This is a genomic window from Rhodococcus sp. MEB032, assembly GCF_030208925.1.
GTDB classification, from domain to species: Bacteria; Actinomycetota; Actinomycetes; order Mycobacteriales; family Mycobacteriaceae; genus Rhodococcus_F; species Rhodococcus_F qingshengii.
Window position 1 is genome coordinate 17,630 of sequence record NZ_JARVSY010000052.1, and the last position, 15,948, is coordinate 33,577.

Sequence of the window (15,948 nt, forward strand, 5' to 3'; positions counted from 1 at the left end):
GAGGGAAAAGCCTAACGCTTACGCGGGTATCCAGCCGCCGAGACGACAAATGCCGCCTCCATGAGCATCCACCCACCTACCTGCACCGAGAGGTCTCGCTCGGGCACGCTCGACGAGCGCACGGTTCCGGCGGCGAAGGTGGCGATGTCGCCGGACAGACTCGGCAATTGAGCATCCTTGGTCCAGTCGTGCCCGAACAGCGGCAGACCTTCGATCTGCAGTCTGTTGTTCCAGGCCGCTTCCGCGGAGGACAGAACGATCTGCGCTGCGAGTTCGCGCGCTCGCAGGTCCTCGTGAGTCTCCCAGGACAGGTTCACCACCACGAACGCGAGGTAGCGAGCCAGGATTGCGTTGAACAGTCCGCCGTCGCCTCCGCCACCGCCCGTGATGACTCCGTACTCGGTCATGCCGTCGTACACGGCGTCGACGAGTTTGTGGACTCGCTCGCGGTGGCGCGGTTCGCCCAATCGTGTCGACAACTCGGTTTCCAACCCCAGCGTGACGCCCTGACAGTACGAATAGATCGCGCGCTCGAGGGTGCCGTCGCGGCGGATACCGTCGAAGATCAGTCCGGAGTCCGGATCCCGCAGTGTCTCGTCGATCCAGTCGGCCGTTGCCTGCGCACGCCAGAGTTTTCCGGTGCGCGCCAGCATGATTCCGGCGGGTCCGTTTGCCGGTGTGTTGTAGAAATCGGAGCCTTTGCACCACGGAATACCGCCGCCGTCGGCCGGGGACCACGAATCGAAGAGTTGCGATTCGAGCGCCTGAACCGCGGTTCGGTGATCGACCGAGAACATGCGTTGCGCACGTTCGAGCGAGAGGCCCAGCCACGCCATGTCGTCGTAGTAGTTGTTGGTCCACGCCGAGACGTTGCGGACCCGCACACTGCGGGCAACCTTCGCGACCCGGCGACGACGCTTGGGGGTCGGGTCACGTTCGAGTGCGTCGATCGCAGTATCGAGCAGGTGCGCTTGCCACCAGTAGTGCCACGGCTTGAACATCCGCTCGCGTCGAACAGCAGGCCAGGCAACCACGCCGAGTGCTGTCCGGGGCATTCCCCACAGGCGCCGAAGGTGACGACTGACTATCGCGCCCTCAGCCGCATCGGCCCGCTCTGCCCACACTTCCTGCATAACTACCTATCCTGTCTGGTCGAGGCGCTACACGCTAGCCGGAATTCGCGAGCGAGATCAGCGGGAATCGGCGAGATCGGCATGCTCACGTACCCACGCGTGCATCGCGATGCCGGCCGCGACACCGGCGTTGATGCTGCGAGTCGAACCGAATTGTGCGATCGAGACCGTCATGGACGCAACCTCTTTCGCATGATCGGTCACTCCGGGGCCTTCTTGACCGAACAGCAGGATGCACTCCCGCGGCAGGCTTGCCGTTTCCAGCGGCACCGACCCCGGGGTGTTGTCGACGGCCACGATCGTGAGTGAATTCTCACGGGCGTACTCGACGAGTTCGCCGATGTCTGCATGGTGAACGATGTGTTGGTATCGATCGGTCACCATGGCGCCCCGCCGATTCCAGCGCCGACGCCCCACGATGTGGACCGCGGCCGCGGCAAACGCGTTGGCCGTGCGGACCACCGTGCCGATGTTGGCGTCGTGCGCGAAGTTCTCGATGGCGACATGCATCGTGTGACGGCGCGAGTCGATATCCGCGACTATCGCTTCCCGCGTCCAGTACCGATACTCGTCCAAGACGTTTCGACGATCACCCTCGGCCAGAAGTACCGGGTCGTAGCGCTCGTCGGTCGGCGGTTCCGTGTCGTGCTCCTCGGCCCAGGGTCCGACGCCGTTGGGATTCTCGCCCCACTCGGTGGGTCCCGGTTCACCGGCTCCGCCGGACACGTCGTCGGCTGCGACTTCGGTCATCAGAACACCTCGTTGGAATCTGCAGCCACGGTGAAGCCGTGCGTGGTCTGATCGTTGACACACGAGACGTCTGTCGCGGTGGTCGTACAGGTGAAACCCAGTTTGCTCAGCGGTTGACCGGCCGCCAACACCGGATCGGCGTCGGGGCCGCCAGAGGTGTACACCTCTCCGCCCGAACACATGAAAGCACCCTCACCCTCGTCGGTGACGCGAATACCGTTGCCCCAGTTGACCATGCAGCTCTCCGGCCGCGGCGGAACGGGAGTGGTCGTTCCCTCGCACCCGGCTTCGATTCTGGTGGGCAACTTGATGATGCCGCACTGGAAGTTTCCGTCGGGAGTGGTGAAGTAGTACGACTCGTTGCGCTCGAACTGCACGTCCGTGAGTGTCGTCGTCGGTGGCAGCGTCGTGGTCGGTGGTTCGGTGGTCGTGGGGACGACGGGCGCGACGGTGGTGGTTGTCGTCGGCACTGCGGTAGTGGTGGACGAACTGGGCTGCGCCGCTACGGTCGGCGCTGAATCCGCCTCCCCGCCGCACCCTGCGAGCACTAGCGCCGACCCGACGCCCAACAAGACGAACCCCACCCGAACACGAACCACCCGACTACCTCCACACACGTCATCTTGGCCCAGCAACAGCCGACAGTGCACTCTATCGTGTGGTCGACTAAGTGCTGGTGACGCGCTTGTTCATCAGCCGTGAGAGCCACGCGGGCGAGAACCGCGACGCGCTGAGGAAGAGCTTCGCCTGAGTTCCGACCGGGTAGTGAACCTTGTGCATCCGTCCGGCGCCGCGTGTGGCCGCCCACAGTTCCTGCGCGACGTCGGTTGCAGTCAGCTTGATACCCAACGATCTGGTGGCTCCGGTGTCCATTCCAGTGACCATCGCGGTCTGGACGAACAACGGCCAGAGCGCGAGAACACGGATGTCGTGCTGTGCCCATTCCAGATCGAGCGCCTCGGTCAGGCCGCGGATCGCGAATTTGGTTGCACCGTACGTCGCCAGTTCGGGCTGGCCGTAGATCGCCGAAGCGGAGCACAGATTGACCACCTGGGCGCCGACGGTATCGCGGAGGTACGGGAAAGCCGTGTGCGTGCCGTTGAGGGTGCCGGTGATGTTGATGTCGACCATTCGGCGATGCGCCGCAAGAGAAATATCCTCGAACCGTCCCGAGGAGAGCACGCCCGCATTGTTGATCAGGATGTCCAGACGCCCGGACTCCCCGGCAAAATCGGCCAGACACTGCGCCCATCCGGCCGGATCGGTGACGTCCAGGACATCCGTCACGACGCTCCCACCGAAACCGTCGATCTCGGCCTTCAAGGAGGCAAGGCCGGCGTCGTCGATGTCGAACGCGCCGACGCGGTATCCGTTGCGCGCGAACAACAGCGACGTCTCCCGCCCGATTCCAGCCGCAGCACCGGTGATGAAGACGTTCGGTTCGCTCATCCGGTCAGGCTATCCTGGATGTGGAGGAAATCTGATGAATCACCGTCGCGTCGTACACACCGTGTGTTTCATCGCGGTGGGGTATCTGATCGTGCTCGCCGTGTGGCTCGGATGGCTGGTCGAGCACACCCCACCTGGCACGCTGCCCTATCAGATCGGCGGGTTGCTCGCCGCTTTCGGCTCGGTTCTCGGATTCGGAATGGCATGGGCCAACCGCCCGACCCGCGCCGAGCGCAAACTCGAAAAGCACGGCCTCGAAGGGTGGGCACGAATCGACACCGTCACACCCCTGCGCCGAACCGTCGACGGCGAATTGGCCAAGCTCGCACTCCACCTCACGGTTCCAGGTTCCGATTCGTACTCGGGCCGGATCGAGTACGAGATCCGACCCGAGTACAAAGACAAGATCACTCCCGGATCCACGGTCACCGTCATGGTGGACCCGAAGAACCGAGACCGAATCATGCTGTGCCCGTGAAGGACTAGACGCTCTTCTTGCGTCCCAGCGCCAACATGCCCTCCACCAGCATCAGCTGCGCTCCCGCGTACGACGCCAGGATCACTCCCTCGGCAGCAGCGCGGCCGGCAGTCCCGCGGATGAACAGACGACGCACCACGATCAGTCCGTCCGATGCGGTGAAGAGCACTCCGCCCAATCCTAGCCAGGAGCGTCGATCCTTGTTCGGGACGACCACGTCGAGCACGGCGTTGGACTGCGGTGCCAGAGCGGGGTCCGCCGACAACGTCGAGGTGGTTCCCAACATCAATCCATATCCGGTGAGCGGCGTCGACACGCTCGGGGCCTTGGCACGGAGCAGTCCGGACGCCGTCGACCAACCGCTGATGCGGGGCCGCAGGGCAGCGCGGGTCGGCCGAGCGCCGCGGCGCAGCAGGAGCGCCGAGTAACTGGCCTGCATCACCGCGAACGAGGACGCGCCCTTGATCAGACGAGCATCGTTGTCCGGGTCGATCATGAACACGTCGCCGACAGTTGCAGCGGCGAGACCGGCCAGAAGCAGTGCGGTATCGGCAGTTTCCGTCTCCGAGCGCTTGCGCAGCACTCGGGCGGCCAGAGCGGGTGCGATCAACGGCTTCGCGATCTGCTGAACCCGCTCGTTACCGACTACTGCCCCGACCACTGTCGCTGCCGTCGCCGCCGCAAAAACTGCGTGCTCGATGCTCCACTTGCCCGCCATCACAATCCTCCTGTTGGTTACACGTCCAACAGCGACCGTACTGGGTCACTCAGGCGGCATCGCCGGATTTGACGTCCGCGCCGTAGACATCGACGTATTCCTGCCCCGACTGGTCACAGAGCACTGCCATCAATTCGTCCGTCGCCGCACGCACGACGGCCTGGTAGCCACGAAGTTCGCGGTACCGAGAGAAGTCGATCGGCTCCCCTACCGTGATCCGGACCTTGCTGAAGCGCCACATCCGCGTACCCGGCGGGTTGACTGCGTCGCCGCCGTGTACGACGACGGGAATGACCGGCGCCCCGGTTTCCAAGGCAACTCGAATCGCTCCGGTCTTTCCCTTGTACAGGCAACCGTCGGGTGATCGTGTTCCCTCGGGGTAGATCCCCCAGACACCACCCTTGTCTAGAATCCCGATGGCCGTGTCCAACGCCGCACGGGAGGCGTCGGCGCCGCTACGGTCGATCGGCACCTGACCGGCCCCACCGAAGAACCAGCGCTGCATCGCGCCCTTCACACCGGTCCCGGTGAAATATTCACTCTTCGCGACGAAGGTGATGCGTCGGCGCACCATGAGAACCAGGAAGAACGAGTCGACGACTGCCCGATGGTTGCCGGCGAGAATCACCGGCCCCTTCTTGGGGATGTGGTGCTGCCCCTCGATCGTCGGCCGCCCGAACAGCCAGAGGACCGGGCCGATCAGGACGTATTTGAACAGCCAATAGAGCACAGGGCATCACCTTTTCCGTCTAGTAGACAGTGTCTACGACGAGAATAGTAGACACTGTCTTCCATGACTGTCAGCAGCCTTCGCGAAACACTCGTCGCCACCGGCGTCGAGATTCTCGATGCCGACGGCGCCACAGAACTGACGCTACGGGAGATAGCGCGTCGGGCGGGCGTGTCGCACGGCGCCCCGCGGAGATACTTTCCGACCCACAACAGCCTGCTAGCCGCAATTGCCTCACACGGCCTGCGCGATCTCGCCGACAGACTCGATCCCGTCCTCGCCGGCAAACAACCCGCTCGTAGCCGATTGATCTCGGCAGCAATCGAATACGTGTCGTTCGCCCAGGAGCGACCGGCGATGTTCGAGTTGATGTTTCGCCACGACCTCCTCGAGGGCGCAGGCAGCAACCTCCGAGAGTCTTCTCTCCCACTCTTCGCCGCCCTGCAATCCCTGACCGAAGAGGCCGACGCCTCCGATCCCACCACATCTGCGTTGAACATCTGGACCGGAACCCACGGCATCGCAGTGCTGGCGGCAAATCGAAGCCTCACACTCGTCGCACCCGACCTCGATGTGCCGTCGCTGGTAGCCACCGCCGTGACGGACCACCTTCCACGGACTCGTTGATTTACATAGTTAACCTATGCAATAATATTCTTCGTGACAGACGAAGAACAGCAACTGCACGAACTACTCGTCGACCTCGTGAGCAATACGCACCGCTTCGCGAAGCTGGCAGGCTCCTTCGCGTCCGATCAGTACCCACGCGCCTGGCTGCGCGCACTCTCGTTACTCGAGGAATACGGCGAAATGCGGATCAGCGACTTCGCTCGACTCGACAGAAGCTCGCAGCCCTCTGCCACTGCACTACTGCGCAAACTCGGCGAGAACGGTTACGTCGAACGCCGCGCCGACCCCGAAGACGCCCGGGCAGTTCGAGTGGCCATGACGGACAAGGGCCGAAAGATCTTGAACGACGGTCGAAACGAGATCGCCGACGCTCTAGTCCCCCACTTCGTCGAACTCGGGCCTGAGCAGATCAAGAAACTGGCCGACGGATTGGCCGAATTGCGGTCCATCATCAAGACTTCCGATCCCAGCTGAAACACCCACCACTGAAAAAGGAGGTGGCCGTGAGCAACACGACCGCGACATCAACGCACCAGAACGAGGCTCCGCCGAGCCTCCTGAAACAACCGAAAGCGGTGTGGGCGGTAGCCTTTGCCAGCGTCATCGCCTTCATGGGCATCGGATTGGTCGATCCGATCCTCAAGCCGATCGGCGAACAACTCGACGCCACACCGTCGCAGGTTTCGCTGCTGTTCACCAGCTACATGCTCGTCACCGGCGTGGCCATGCTCATCACCGGTGTGGTGTCCAGCCGCATCGGCGCCAAGAAAACACTTCTTGCAGGCCTTGCCATCATCATCGTGTTCGCTTCTCTGGCAGGCGCTTCCAGCACCATCGGCCAGATCGTCGGATTCCGTGCGGGCTGGGGACTCGGCAATGCACTGTTCATCGCAACGGCGCTCGCGGCAATCGTCGGCGCGGCCAGCGGCGGCGTGGCACGGGCGATCATCCTGTACGAGGCTGCATTGGGCATCGGTATCGCAGTCGGACCGCTGGTCGGCGGAGTTCTCGGTGACATCAGCTGGCGCGCACCGTTCTTCGGCGTCGCAGCCCTGATGGCGGTCGCCTTCATTCTCATCGTGGTGATGCTTCCGAGCGCACCCAAGCCCGAACACCACACGTCCATCGCTGCGCCCTTCCAGGCGTTGCGGCACCGCGGGCTACTCACCGTTGCCATCACCGCGCTGCTCTACAACTACGGATTCTTCACGCTGCTCGCGTACACGCCGTTCCCCCTCGACATGGGGGCGTACCCGATCGGATTCATCTTCTTCGGTTGGGGCCTGATGCTGGCGATCTCGTCGGTTTTCCTCGCCCCTCGCCTGCAACGACGCTTCGGCACCCTGCCGATGATGATGCTGGCACTGACCCTGTTCGCACTCGACCTGGGCATGATGGCGCTGTTCACCGAGAACAAGATCGTATTGATCGTCGGTGTCGTCCTCGCCGGTTTGTTCCTCGGCGTGAACAACACACTCATCACCGAAACCGTCATGATCTCAGCTCCCGTGGAGCGGTCGACCGCCTCGGCTGCTTACAGCTTCGTTCGATTCGTCGGCGGCGCCGCTGCTCCGTGGGTAGCCGGCAAGCTCGGCGAATCCAACGTCCACATGCCGTTCTGGGTCGGCGCGGTGCTCACCCTCGCCGCCGTATTCGTCCTGTCGAGCGGACGTAAGGTTCTCGCTCACGTCGACGACCACGATCCCGCGCCGCACAGCGTCGACGAAGCACTCGCCGTCACCGTAGGCGACTGACCCATGTGAGTGGTTGAGGAGCGCAGGGACTCCTTAACCACTCACGGGGCGTCAGCTCAGGTTCAGATCTTCCAGGCCCAGCAGCGAGCGGTACTCGACGCCCTCGGCACCGATCACCGCATCCGCACCCGTGGCGCGATCTACGACCGTAGCGACTCCGACCACGGTGGCCCCTGCCTCGCGCAGGGCCTTCACTGCTGTCAACGGCGAATTGCCCGTCGTGGTCGTGTCCTCGACAACCAGGACACGCTTGCCGACGATGTCCGGGCCCTCGATCTGGCGCTGCATCCCGTGGGCCTTCGCAGCCTTGCGGACGACAAACGCATCGATCGGTCGGCCGGGAGCGTGCATCACCGCCATGGCAACCGGATCGGCGCCCATCGTCAAACCACCGACGGCGTCGAAATCCCAGTCCGCGACCAGTTCACGCAGCAGCGAGCCGATCAGCGGCGCTGCCTTGTGGTGAAGTGTCGCGCGGCGAAGGTCGACGTAGTAATCGGCTTCCTTGCCCGAGGACAACGTCACCTTTCCGTGTACAACAGCCAATTCGCGCACCAGCGCAGCCAAATCCTCACGATCGCTCATGAGTGCTCAGCCTACCGACCACTGCCTTGTGTTCGGCTTCTGCCTCTGGGCTACGTCCGGCTTCCGCCTCTGGGCTACGTCCGCCCGCGGCCTCGTCCGACGATGTTGGTCAGCCGGCGAACCAGCCCCTTGGGAACGAGACGCCCGGCCGTCGTGAGGACCTTGTACTGGAATCCCGGAATACTGATGACCTTGTCGTCACCGAGATCCTTCATCGACGCCGCAACCACCTGGTCGACGCTCAGCCACATCGGCTTGGGGATCGTGGACATCTCGATGCCCGCGCGCTCGTGGAACTCGGTGCGAATGAAGCCCGGGCACAGCGCCTGCACGCGCACTCCCGTCCCGGCCAACCCGCCGGACAGCCCTTCGGTGAACGAGATGACATAGGCCTTGCTTGCCGAATACGTCGAACCCCGCCCGGACAGCAGGCCCGCGACGCTCGCCACGTTGACAATCGTTCCGTGCGCCGACGCGATCATGCTGGGCAGCGCCGCACGGGTCAGCCGCATCACGGCGGTGACGTTGACGTCGAGTTGAGACTGAAGGAGCGCCGGATCGGCGGTCCAGAACTCGCCGGAGGTACCGAATCCGGCGTTGTTCACCAACACCTCGACGCCTTTCTCCAGACGAAGCGCGACCGTGTCGCGTCCGGCCTCCGATGCGAGATCGGCAACCAGAATCTCCGACTCGGTGCCGAACATCGTCTTCAACTCGGACGCGAGGTCGTGCAATCTGACCTCGTCACGTGCGACGAGAACCAGGTCGTATCCGAGGGAGGCGTATTTCTTGGCGAAACCGGCGCCGAGACCAGAGGTGGGTCCGGTCACCAGGGCAACGGGACGCACAGGGCGATCCGAGTGGGAAGTCGACATACCGGCCACGCTAGTGGTTATCGCGCCTGGACGGGAACCTTAAAGGTCAGTCGACCGGGCGAATTGTGCCCGAGCGCTGCGACGCCGGGCGCTGAGCCGGCTTGTCAGCCGCCTCGGGCTTGCGCAGCGATTGATCCGGACGTGGCGCAGATTCCCGCGGTGCGGGCTCACGCGGTGCGGACTCACGCGGGGCAAATTCACGCGGCGGAGCGTCACGGGGCGGCTGCTCTTGACGCGAACGGGGCTGTTCTACCGGATCCGGAGTTGGGCGAGACTTCTCGGCGCCCGGCCGCGGGCGGCTCGGATCGTGATCGACCTCGAGTTCGTTGGGATCGGTGACGGGAGGCAGGACATGCAGAATGCCGGACAGGCGCGCAACCGACTCGATTGCCGCGTCCCAGTCCCGGCCGTTACTGGTCACCGGAAGCGAACCGAGCGTCCACTGCCCTTCGCTCCACAGCATGCTGATCGACGGCGGAACCGATTCGGTGAACGCCACCATGCGCTGATCACAGACACGACGTGCGATCTCGAGATCGGTCGCGAAGACGACTCGTGAACCGATCGCACCCAACAGGTTCAGGTCGCCGTCCTTGGGCGGAGCCGTCGACTTCAACCGAAGATCGATGTCGACGTCCGACCCGATCTCGCGGCGAACAGCCACGATGGTTGCGGTCTCCTCCAGGTCGAACAGCACGAACTGCTCTCCGCGACGGCGGCCGCGGACGACGTCGGTAGCAGTCAGGTAGTCCTGCTTGGCCATGACCGCGCGGTGCCATTCGCCTGCCAGCTGATCGTCAGTGGCCGTGTACGTGTAACCCTGCGCCTTGGCCCAGATCTGACGCACTCGCCCGGATTGATCTCGCCTCGTCCTGTCGACGTACAGAAGCGCACCCGCGCCTGCGAGTGCAATTGCTGCCAGTCCGAACCACATTCCAGTCATCACCCTCCAGGGTAGCGACTCGCGGCCTCAACCTCCCGCGACACCCTGGTGGACTCGCCCGATGTGTCGTGAACGACTCAGTTGCCGAACTTCGGCAGCGACGTACTCAGAATCGTGTTGGCGGTCATCGTGCCGTTCTCCACCGGCGTGCCGTCGACGACGATGTTGTCTCCCGGTTGCAGATCGGCGATGGTGGCGCGGTTGAGCGCGATGAGCGTGGTGTCCGCGGTGGTCAGAATCGTCACCTGCGAACCCCCGATCGAATCGATGACCAACGTGCCGCCGTCGTTCGACTTCACGGTGCCGACGGCTCCCCCGGCGTCACCGATGACTTCGCCGAGCCCGCCTGGAAGCTGGCTGAGCGGAGAATCCGTCGTCGGAGTCGGCGCCGTGGTGCTGGCCTTCGGCGGTGTCGTGGTGGGCGCCTGCGTCGTGGTGGTCGGGGGAACGAAAGCGGTCTGGGTGCCCTTGTCGTTCGAGCCGAACGCCGAGAACGCGATGATCGCGATCACGGCGACCAGGATCCCGACCACACCGGCGGCCACCCACGTCGCGAGCTTGCGCTTCTTACCGCCGCCCGACGATCCATCGTCGATGAACGGCTGTTCCGGCGGAACTCCACCGCCACCACCGGCAACCGGATACTGCTGTGTATTTCCGTACTGCTGCGTGTTCCCGTACTGATCCGGGTTCCCGTACTGCTGAGCGGTGTACGGCGGATAGGCCTGCGTCGCACCAGGCGGCGGGGCCTGCGGATCGAACTGCGGGTTGTAGGCAGGGAACGCCTGAGTGGGATTCGGCTGCTGCCCCTGCTGCCCCAAGTACTCCGTGTTCTGATCCGGTCCGCCGTAGGGATACTGCTGTGCCCCCGGATACTGCTGTGCCCCCGGCGGCTGACCGAAATACTCCGTCGGCTGGTTCGGATTCTGGCCGGACACCGTCCCGTACTGCTCCGTCGGCTGGTCGGGCGTACGCCCCCACACCTCGGTCGCCTCGGGATCCTCACGGCGCGGCCCACCCGAGTTACGCGGATCGTTCTGATCGGTCATGCCTGGCTCACCTTCGGTTGGGACGAAAGAGCGTCGGAGTCGTTCGGAGAGGCGCGGGTGCACTCGTCCCCGGTTCGAGCATCCAGCCATCCAGGGTAGAACAAAATGCGAATGCCCCGCCGATCCAAGTGGATCGACGGGGCATTCCGCTTACCGAATCAGGAGAGAACCAACTGATCCGCGTCCTCGCTGACACCGACGTGCACGGTGTCGCCGTCCTGGACCTTGCCGGCCAGGAGCAGCTTGGCGAGCTGGTCGCCGATCGACTGCTGAACGAGTCGACGCAATGGCCGAGCGCCGTACAGCGGGTCGTAGCCGCGCACTGCGAGCCACATCCGAGCCGCACCGTTCACCTCGAGGGTGAGACGACGCGCAGCCAGACGCTTCTGCAACTGCTCGAGCTGGATGTCCACGATGTGCTCCAACTGCTCCTCGGAGAGCGAGTCGAAGATGACCACGTCGTCGAGACGGTTGATGAACTCCGGCTTGAACGCGTGGCGTACCGCATCCATGACCTGCTCCCGCGTGCCACCGGATCCCAGGTTGGAGGTCAGGATCAAGATGGTGTTGCGGAAGTCCACCGTGCGGCCTTGACCGTCGGTCAGTCGGCCTTCGTCGAGTACTGCGAGCAAGACGTCGAACACGTCGGGGTGTGCCTTCTCGACCTCGTCGAAGAGGACCACCGAGTACGGGCGTCGTCGAACTGCTTCGGTGAGCTGGCCACCGGCTTCGTAGCCGACGTATCCCGGAGGAGCACCGACGAGTCGGGCCACCGAGTGCTTCTCACCGTATTCGCTCATGTCGATGCGGATCATCGCGCGCTCGTCGTCGAAGAGGAAGTCCGCCAAGGCTTTGGCGAGCTCCGTCTTGCCGACGCCGGTCGGGCCGAGGAACAGGAACGAACCGGTGGGCCGATTGGGGTCGGCGACACCTGCTCGGGCGCGGCGAACCGCATCCGAGACGGCGACGACGGCGTCGGTCTGGCCGACGACACGCTTGCCGAGTTCGGACTCCATGCGGAGCAGCTTCTCGGTTTCGCCTTCCATCATCCGGCCGGCGGGGATTCCGGTCCAGGCTGCGACCACGTCTGCGACGTCGTCGGGCCCGACCTCTTCCTTGAGCATCACGTCACCGTCGGAGGCAGCTCCGGAAGCGGCTGCTGCCTCTTCCAGTTCCTTCTCGAGCGCCGGGATACGGCCGTAGCGCAACTCGGCTGCCTTGCCCAGATCGCCGTCACGCTCAGCGCGTTCGGACTCTCCTCGCAGGGTTTCGAGCTGTTCCTTCAGCACGCGCACCGAGTCGATGGCCTGCTTTTCGTTCTGCCAGCGGGTGCTGAGCTGATTGAGCTTTTCGCGGTCGTCCGCGAGTTCCTGACGCAGCTTCTCGAGCCGAGCCTTGGACGCGTCGTCGGTTTCCTTCTCGAGTGCCACTTCTTCGATTTCGAGTCGGCGAACCGTGCGTTCCACCTCGTCGATCTCGACGGGACGCGAGTCGATCTCCATACGAAGTCGCGATGCGGCTTCGTCCACGAGGTCGATGGCCTTGTCCGGCAGGAACCGCGACGTGATGTAGCGGTCCGACAGCGCGGCAGCCGCCACCAACGCGGAGTCGGTGATGCGCACGCCGTGGTGCACCTCGTAGCGCTCCTTGAGGCCGCGCAGGATACCGATGGTGTCCTCGACCGAGGGCTCACCGACGAGCACCTGCTGGAAACGACGCTCGAGTGCTGCGTCCTTCTCGATGTACTTGCGGTACTCCTCGAGTGTGGTCGCACCGACCAGCCGCAGCTCACCACGGGCGAGCATCGGCTTGATCATGTTGCCTGCGTCCATCGCGGATTCACCGGTGGCTCCGGCGCCGACGATGGTGTGCAACTCGTCGATGAAGGTGATGACCTGTCCGGCACTGTTCTTGATGTCGTCGAGGACAGCCTTGAGGCGTTCTTCGAATTCACCGCGGAACTTGGCACCGGCGACCATGGACCCGAGATCCAGGGACACGACGGTCTTGCCTCGCAGCGATTCCGGGACGTCACCCGCGACGATGCGTTGGGCAAGGCCCTCCACGATCGCGGTCTTGCCGACGCCGGGCTCACCGATGAGTACCGGGTTGTTCTTGGTACGACGCGAGAGCACCTGCACGACACGGCGAATCTCGGTGTCGCGACCGATCACCGGGTCGAGCTTGCCGCTACGTGCAGCTTCGGTGAGGTCGGTGGAGTACTTTTCCAGCGCTTGGTAGGTGCCTTCGGGCTCCGGGCTGGTGACGCGAGCGCTACCGCGGACGGTGGTGAAGGCTTCACGCAATGCGTCCTGGGTGGCGCCGTGCCGTACGAGCAACTGTGCGACGTCGGAGTCGCCGCCGGCCAGTCCGTAGAGGACGTGCTCGGTGGAGACGTATTCGTCGTCCATCTCGGTGGCGAGGTGCTGAGCAGCAGTGAGTGCCGCGAGTGCCTCACGCCCGAGTTGCGGGGTGGAGCTTGCGCCGGTTGTCTTGGGTAGGCGATCGACGATTGCCTGTGCTTCACGGTGTACGACCGTGGGGTCGACGCCTACAGCTTTGAGTAGTGGGGCAGCGATGCCGTCGGTCTGGTCGAGCAATGCGACCAGCAGATGGGCAGGCCGGATATCGGGGTTACCCGCCGACGACGCCGACTGCAGTGCAGCCGTCATCGCAGCCTGGGTCTTGGTTGTTGGTGTGAACGAGTCCACTTGTCACCTTTCTGGCGAAGTCGAACGGGAAGAGCCGCGACCGGTTGGTATTGCGACTGTGTCAATATGCTCAACGCGGACAAACTTGAGTCTATTCCGCTCAAGTTTGTTTTCGCCAGGCCGAGTTGGTTTCGTAGGTCACATTTTCAGCCGTACTAGAATTGTGGCGAGAGTTGCAGCTGGTGCGAAAGGGGGATGGATTGGATCCGACAGTGATCGCCCGTCTGCAATCCAGCCTCGATTCTCTGACCGACGACGAAGAGAGCCGTGCGCACTTCTCGGCAGTGTTCTACACCGGCCTCTTTGCGGAACATCCTCTGTACCGCTCATTGTTCCCCGCCGGGATGGAATCGCAGGGCCACCGTTTCTTCAGAGCCATCGAGTTCGTCGTGAAGAATCTGCCCCAGCATCGCCGAATCCGGAAGTTCCTCACCCAACTCGGCCGCGACCACCGTCGCTACGGCGTCGAGCGTGAGCACTACGAGGCCGCCGGCGTCGCTCTGAAGCGTGCGGTTCGGTCGATGTACGGCACGAGCGCGCACAGCCGCTACAAGTGGACGCCGGAGCTGGACGAGGCCTGGTCTCAGTTCACCGACCTCGTCGTCGGCACGATGGCCGACGGCGCCGAATCCGATACGACCCCGGCGCTCTGGGGCGCAACCGTGGTCAGCCACGAACGAGTCCTCGACGATCTGGCGATTGTGCGCCTCGAAGCCGACCCACCCATTCCGTACGGAGCGGGGCAATACGTAGGTGTTCAGATTCCCCAGCGCCCGAAAATGTGGCGGTACTACTCACCGGCGATTCCGACCAACCCTTTCGGTCAGCTCGAGTTCCACATCCGCAAGGTGTCGGGAGGATGGGTCAGCCCCGCGATCGTCAGCGAGACCAACGTCGGTGACCGCTGGGTCATGTCCACTCCCCTCGGCGGTCTCGAGGTCGACTTCACCAGCGACCGTGACGTTCTCATGATCGGGTCCGGCACCGGTATCGCTCCACTGCGGGCACAGGTGATGGAAATGTCTCAACGCGCGCACAACCCGCGCGTGCACCTGTTCGTCGGCGGCCGCTATCCCTGCGATCTGTACGACCTCGAAACCCTCTGGCACATCTCGCTCAGCAACCCGTGGTTGACCGTCGTACCGGTTTCCGAAGAACCCGAAAACCCTTGGTGGCACAACGGACCGGTGCTCGAACCACCGTTCGGAATGCACAGCCGGCTGATCGGACCGATCGGAAAAGTGGTCGCGCAGTTCGGTTCGTGGGCCGACCGTCAGGTGCAGATCTCGGGGTCACCGTCGATGATCAAGACAACCGTCTACGCCTTGCGTGCCGGCGGAACTCCGCTCGACCAGATCCGGCACGACCCGCTCTACTGACTACAGGAGAACTTTCATGGCCCAGCGAACCTGGTCGAGCACAGTCGTCGAACATCACCGTCTCCGTGAGGATCTGGCGGTTGTTCGTCTTGTCGGCGACGTCGTCCCGTTCCGACCGGGCCAGTACGTCGACGTCAGCATCCCGCAGAATTCGCGGTTGCTCCGTCGACTCTCCCCCGCACTGCCTCCCTCACACGACGGGAAGTTGGAGTTTCACGTCAAGACGGTTCCCGGCGGTTGGGTCAGCGGTTCGATAGTCAAGGACACCCAGCCTGGTGACGTCTGGCAGATCCTCGACCCGCGCGGCAACCTGTCCGTCGACGAGAACGGCCCCACCGTCATCATGGTCGCGGGCGGAACCGGCTTGGCCCCACTCCGGTCGATTATTCTCGATCTGGCTCAGACCCCGAACCCGCCGCAGGTGTACCTCTTCTTCGGCGGCCGAACGCTTCGCGATCTCTATGCGGCGGACATGTTGTGGCTACTCGCCGATCAGTTTCCGTGGTTGCAGCCCATTCCCGTCGTCGAAGATCTCTCCGACGGCGGCCCGCCCGACGGATGGTTCGACCGGTTGAACGTCGACATCGGATTCGGCGACGATCATCTCATCGAAGGCACGCTCGCCGACGTCGTCGCGTCGTACGGTGCGTTCACCGAACATCAGGTCCTGGTGTGCGGATCGGCGGCCATGGTTCGGTCGACGCGTGATCGATTGATCGAGGCCGGAACGCCGGCCGAGGTCATTCAGTTCGATCCGTACTGAC

The 15,948-nt window shown here is 63.8% G+C and carries 17 protein-coding genes; 6 read left to right on the plus strand and 11 right to left on the minus strand.

Annotated features, from left to right (window positions below; translation table 11 throughout):
- Positions 1-11: 11 nt before the first annotated feature.
- The 4 genes from QRN54_RS31825 to QRN54_RS31840 all read right to left on the minus strand — a co-directional run bounded on the left by QRN54_RS31825 (position 12) and on the right by QRN54_RS31840 (position 3,332).
- Positions 12-1,133: a glycoside hydrolase family 76 protein gene (locus QRN54_RS31825; RefSeq protein ID WP_003944321.1), complete on the minus strand. Its 1,122-nt coding sequence runs from the start codon at positions 1,131-1,133 to the stop codon at positions 12-14.
- A gap of 57 nt (positions 1,134-1,190) precedes the next feature.
- Positions 1,191-1,883, minus strand: a complete 693-nt coding sequence (locus QRN54_RS31830; protein ID WP_042452183.1) for a TrmH family RNA methyltransferase — start codon at positions 1,881-1,883, stop codon at positions 1,191-1,193.
- Positions 1,883-2,482: a DUF6636 domain-containing protein gene (locus tag QRN54_RS31835; protein ID WP_064074646.1), complete on the minus strand. Its 600-nt coding sequence runs from the start codon at positions 2,480-2,482 to the stop codon at positions 1,883-1,885. Before QRN54_RS31835 ends, QRN54_RS31830 begins: the two co-directional genes overlap by 1 nt.
- Before the next feature lie 67 nt (positions 2,483-2,549).
- Entirely contained in the window at positions 2,550-3,332 is a 783-nt protein-coding gene (locus QRN54_RS31840) for an SDR family oxidoreductase (RefSeq protein ID WP_165639204.1), read from the minus strand.
- 34 nt (positions 3,333-3,366) lie between these two features.
- Between QRN54_RS31840 and QRN54_RS31845 the strand changes: the two genes are divergently transcribed.
- Positions 3,367-3,810: a hypothetical protein gene (locus QRN54_RS31845; protein ID WP_007726759.1), complete on the plus strand. Its 444-nt coding sequence runs from the start codon at positions 3,367-3,369 to the stop codon at positions 3,808-3,810.
- A 4-nt stretch (positions 3,811-3,814) separates the two neighbouring features.
- On the opposite strand, the gene QRN54_RS31850 is transcribed toward QRN54_RS31845, so the two are convergent.
- On the minus strand, positions 3,815-4,528 hold the full coding sequence (locus QRN54_RS31850; RefSeq protein ID WP_285183926.1) for a lysoplasmalogenase: 714 nt from the start codon (positions 4,526-4,528) through the stop codon (positions 3,815-3,817).
- Positions 4,529-4,577: 49 nt separating this feature from the next.
- Positions 4,578-5,258 (minus strand): lysophospholipid acyltransferase family protein, encoded by a 681-nt coding sequence (locus QRN54_RS31855; protein WP_003944312.1) that lies wholly within the window; start codon positions 5,256-5,258, stop codon positions 4,578-4,580.
- A 63-nt stretch (positions 5,259-5,321) separates the two neighbouring features.
- Here QRN54_RS31855 and QRN54_RS31860 point away from each other — a divergent pair, with 63 nt between their 5' ends.
- The 3 genes from QRN54_RS31860 to QRN54_RS31870 are packed head-to-tail and all read left to right on the plus strand — an operon-like array spanning position 5,322 to position 7,642.
- Positions 5,322-5,885 carry a TetR/AcrR family transcriptional regulator gene (locus QRN54_RS31860; protein ID WP_047269489.1) on the plus strand — a complete coding sequence of 188 codons (564 nt, stop codon included), beginning with the start codon at positions 5,322-5,324 and terminating at the stop codon, positions 5,883-5,885.
- A gap of 33 nt (positions 5,886-5,918) precedes the next feature.
- Complete coding sequence (locus QRN54_RS31865) at positions 5,919-6,362, plus strand: MarR family winged helix-turn-helix transcriptional regulator (protein ID WP_003944339.1); 444 nt, start codon at positions 5,919-5,921, stop codon at positions 6,360-6,362.
- Between the two features lie 23 nt (positions 6,363-6,385).
- Positions 6,386-7,642, plus strand: a complete 1,257-nt coding sequence (locus QRN54_RS31870; RefSeq protein WP_003944384.1) for an MFS transporter — start codon at positions 6,386-6,388, stop codon at positions 7,640-7,642.
- Positions 7,643-7,693: 51 nt separating this feature from the next.
- Here QRN54_RS31870 and pyrE read toward each other — a convergent pair whose 3' ends face one another.
- The 5 genes from pyrE to clpB all read right to left on the minus strand — a co-directional run bounded on the left by pyrE (position 7,694) and on the right by clpB (position 13,805).
- On the minus strand, positions 7,694-8,227 hold the full coding sequence (pyrE, locus tag QRN54_RS31875) for an orotate phosphoribosyltransferase (RefSeq protein ID WP_003944385.1): 534 nt from the start codon (positions 8,225-8,227) through the stop codon (positions 7,694-7,696).
- A 74-nt stretch (positions 8,228-8,301) separates the two neighbouring features.
- Positions 8,302-9,102 (minus strand): SDR family NAD(P)-dependent oxidoreductase, encoded by an 801-nt coding sequence (locus tag QRN54_RS31880; RefSeq protein WP_037131478.1) that lies wholly within the window; start codon positions 9,100-9,102, stop codon positions 8,302-8,304.
- A gap of 46 nt (positions 9,103-9,148) precedes the next feature.
- On the minus strand, positions 9,149-10,036 hold the full coding sequence (locus tag QRN54_RS31885) for a TtfA family protein (protein ID WP_003944407.1): 888 nt from the start codon (positions 10,034-10,036) through the stop codon (positions 9,149-9,151).
- A gap of 86 nt (positions 10,037-10,122) precedes the next feature.
- Positions 10,123-11,094 carry a hypothetical protein gene (locus tag QRN54_RS31890; protein WP_064688856.1) on the minus strand — a complete coding sequence of 324 codons (972 nt, stop codon included), beginning with the start codon at positions 11,092-11,094 and terminating at the stop codon, positions 10,123-10,125.
- 158 nt (positions 11,095-11,252) lie between these two features.
- Positions 11,253-13,805, minus strand: coding sequence for an ATP-dependent chaperone ClpB (clpB, locus tag QRN54_RS31895; protein ID WP_007726750.1), 2,553 nt, complete (start codon positions 13,803-13,805; stop codon positions 11,253-11,255).
- A gap of 182 nt (positions 13,806-13,987) precedes the next feature.
- Here clpB and QRN54_RS31900 point away from each other — a divergent pair, with 182 nt between their 5' ends.
- Both QRN54_RS31900 and QRN54_RS31905 read left to right on the plus strand, forming a co-directional pair.
- Complete coding sequence (locus tag QRN54_RS31900; RefSeq protein ID WP_007726748.1) at positions 13,988-15,184, plus strand: FAD-binding oxidoreductase; 1,197 nt, start codon at positions 13,988-13,990, stop codon at positions 15,182-15,184.
- A 16-nt stretch (positions 15,185-15,200) separates the two neighbouring features.
- A complete protein-coding gene (locus QRN54_RS31905; RefSeq protein WP_209448427.1) occupies positions 15,201-15,947 on the plus strand; it encodes an FAD-binding oxidoreductase in 747 nt (248 codons plus the stop codon).
- The last annotated feature ends 1 nt before the right edge of the window (position 15,948 follow it).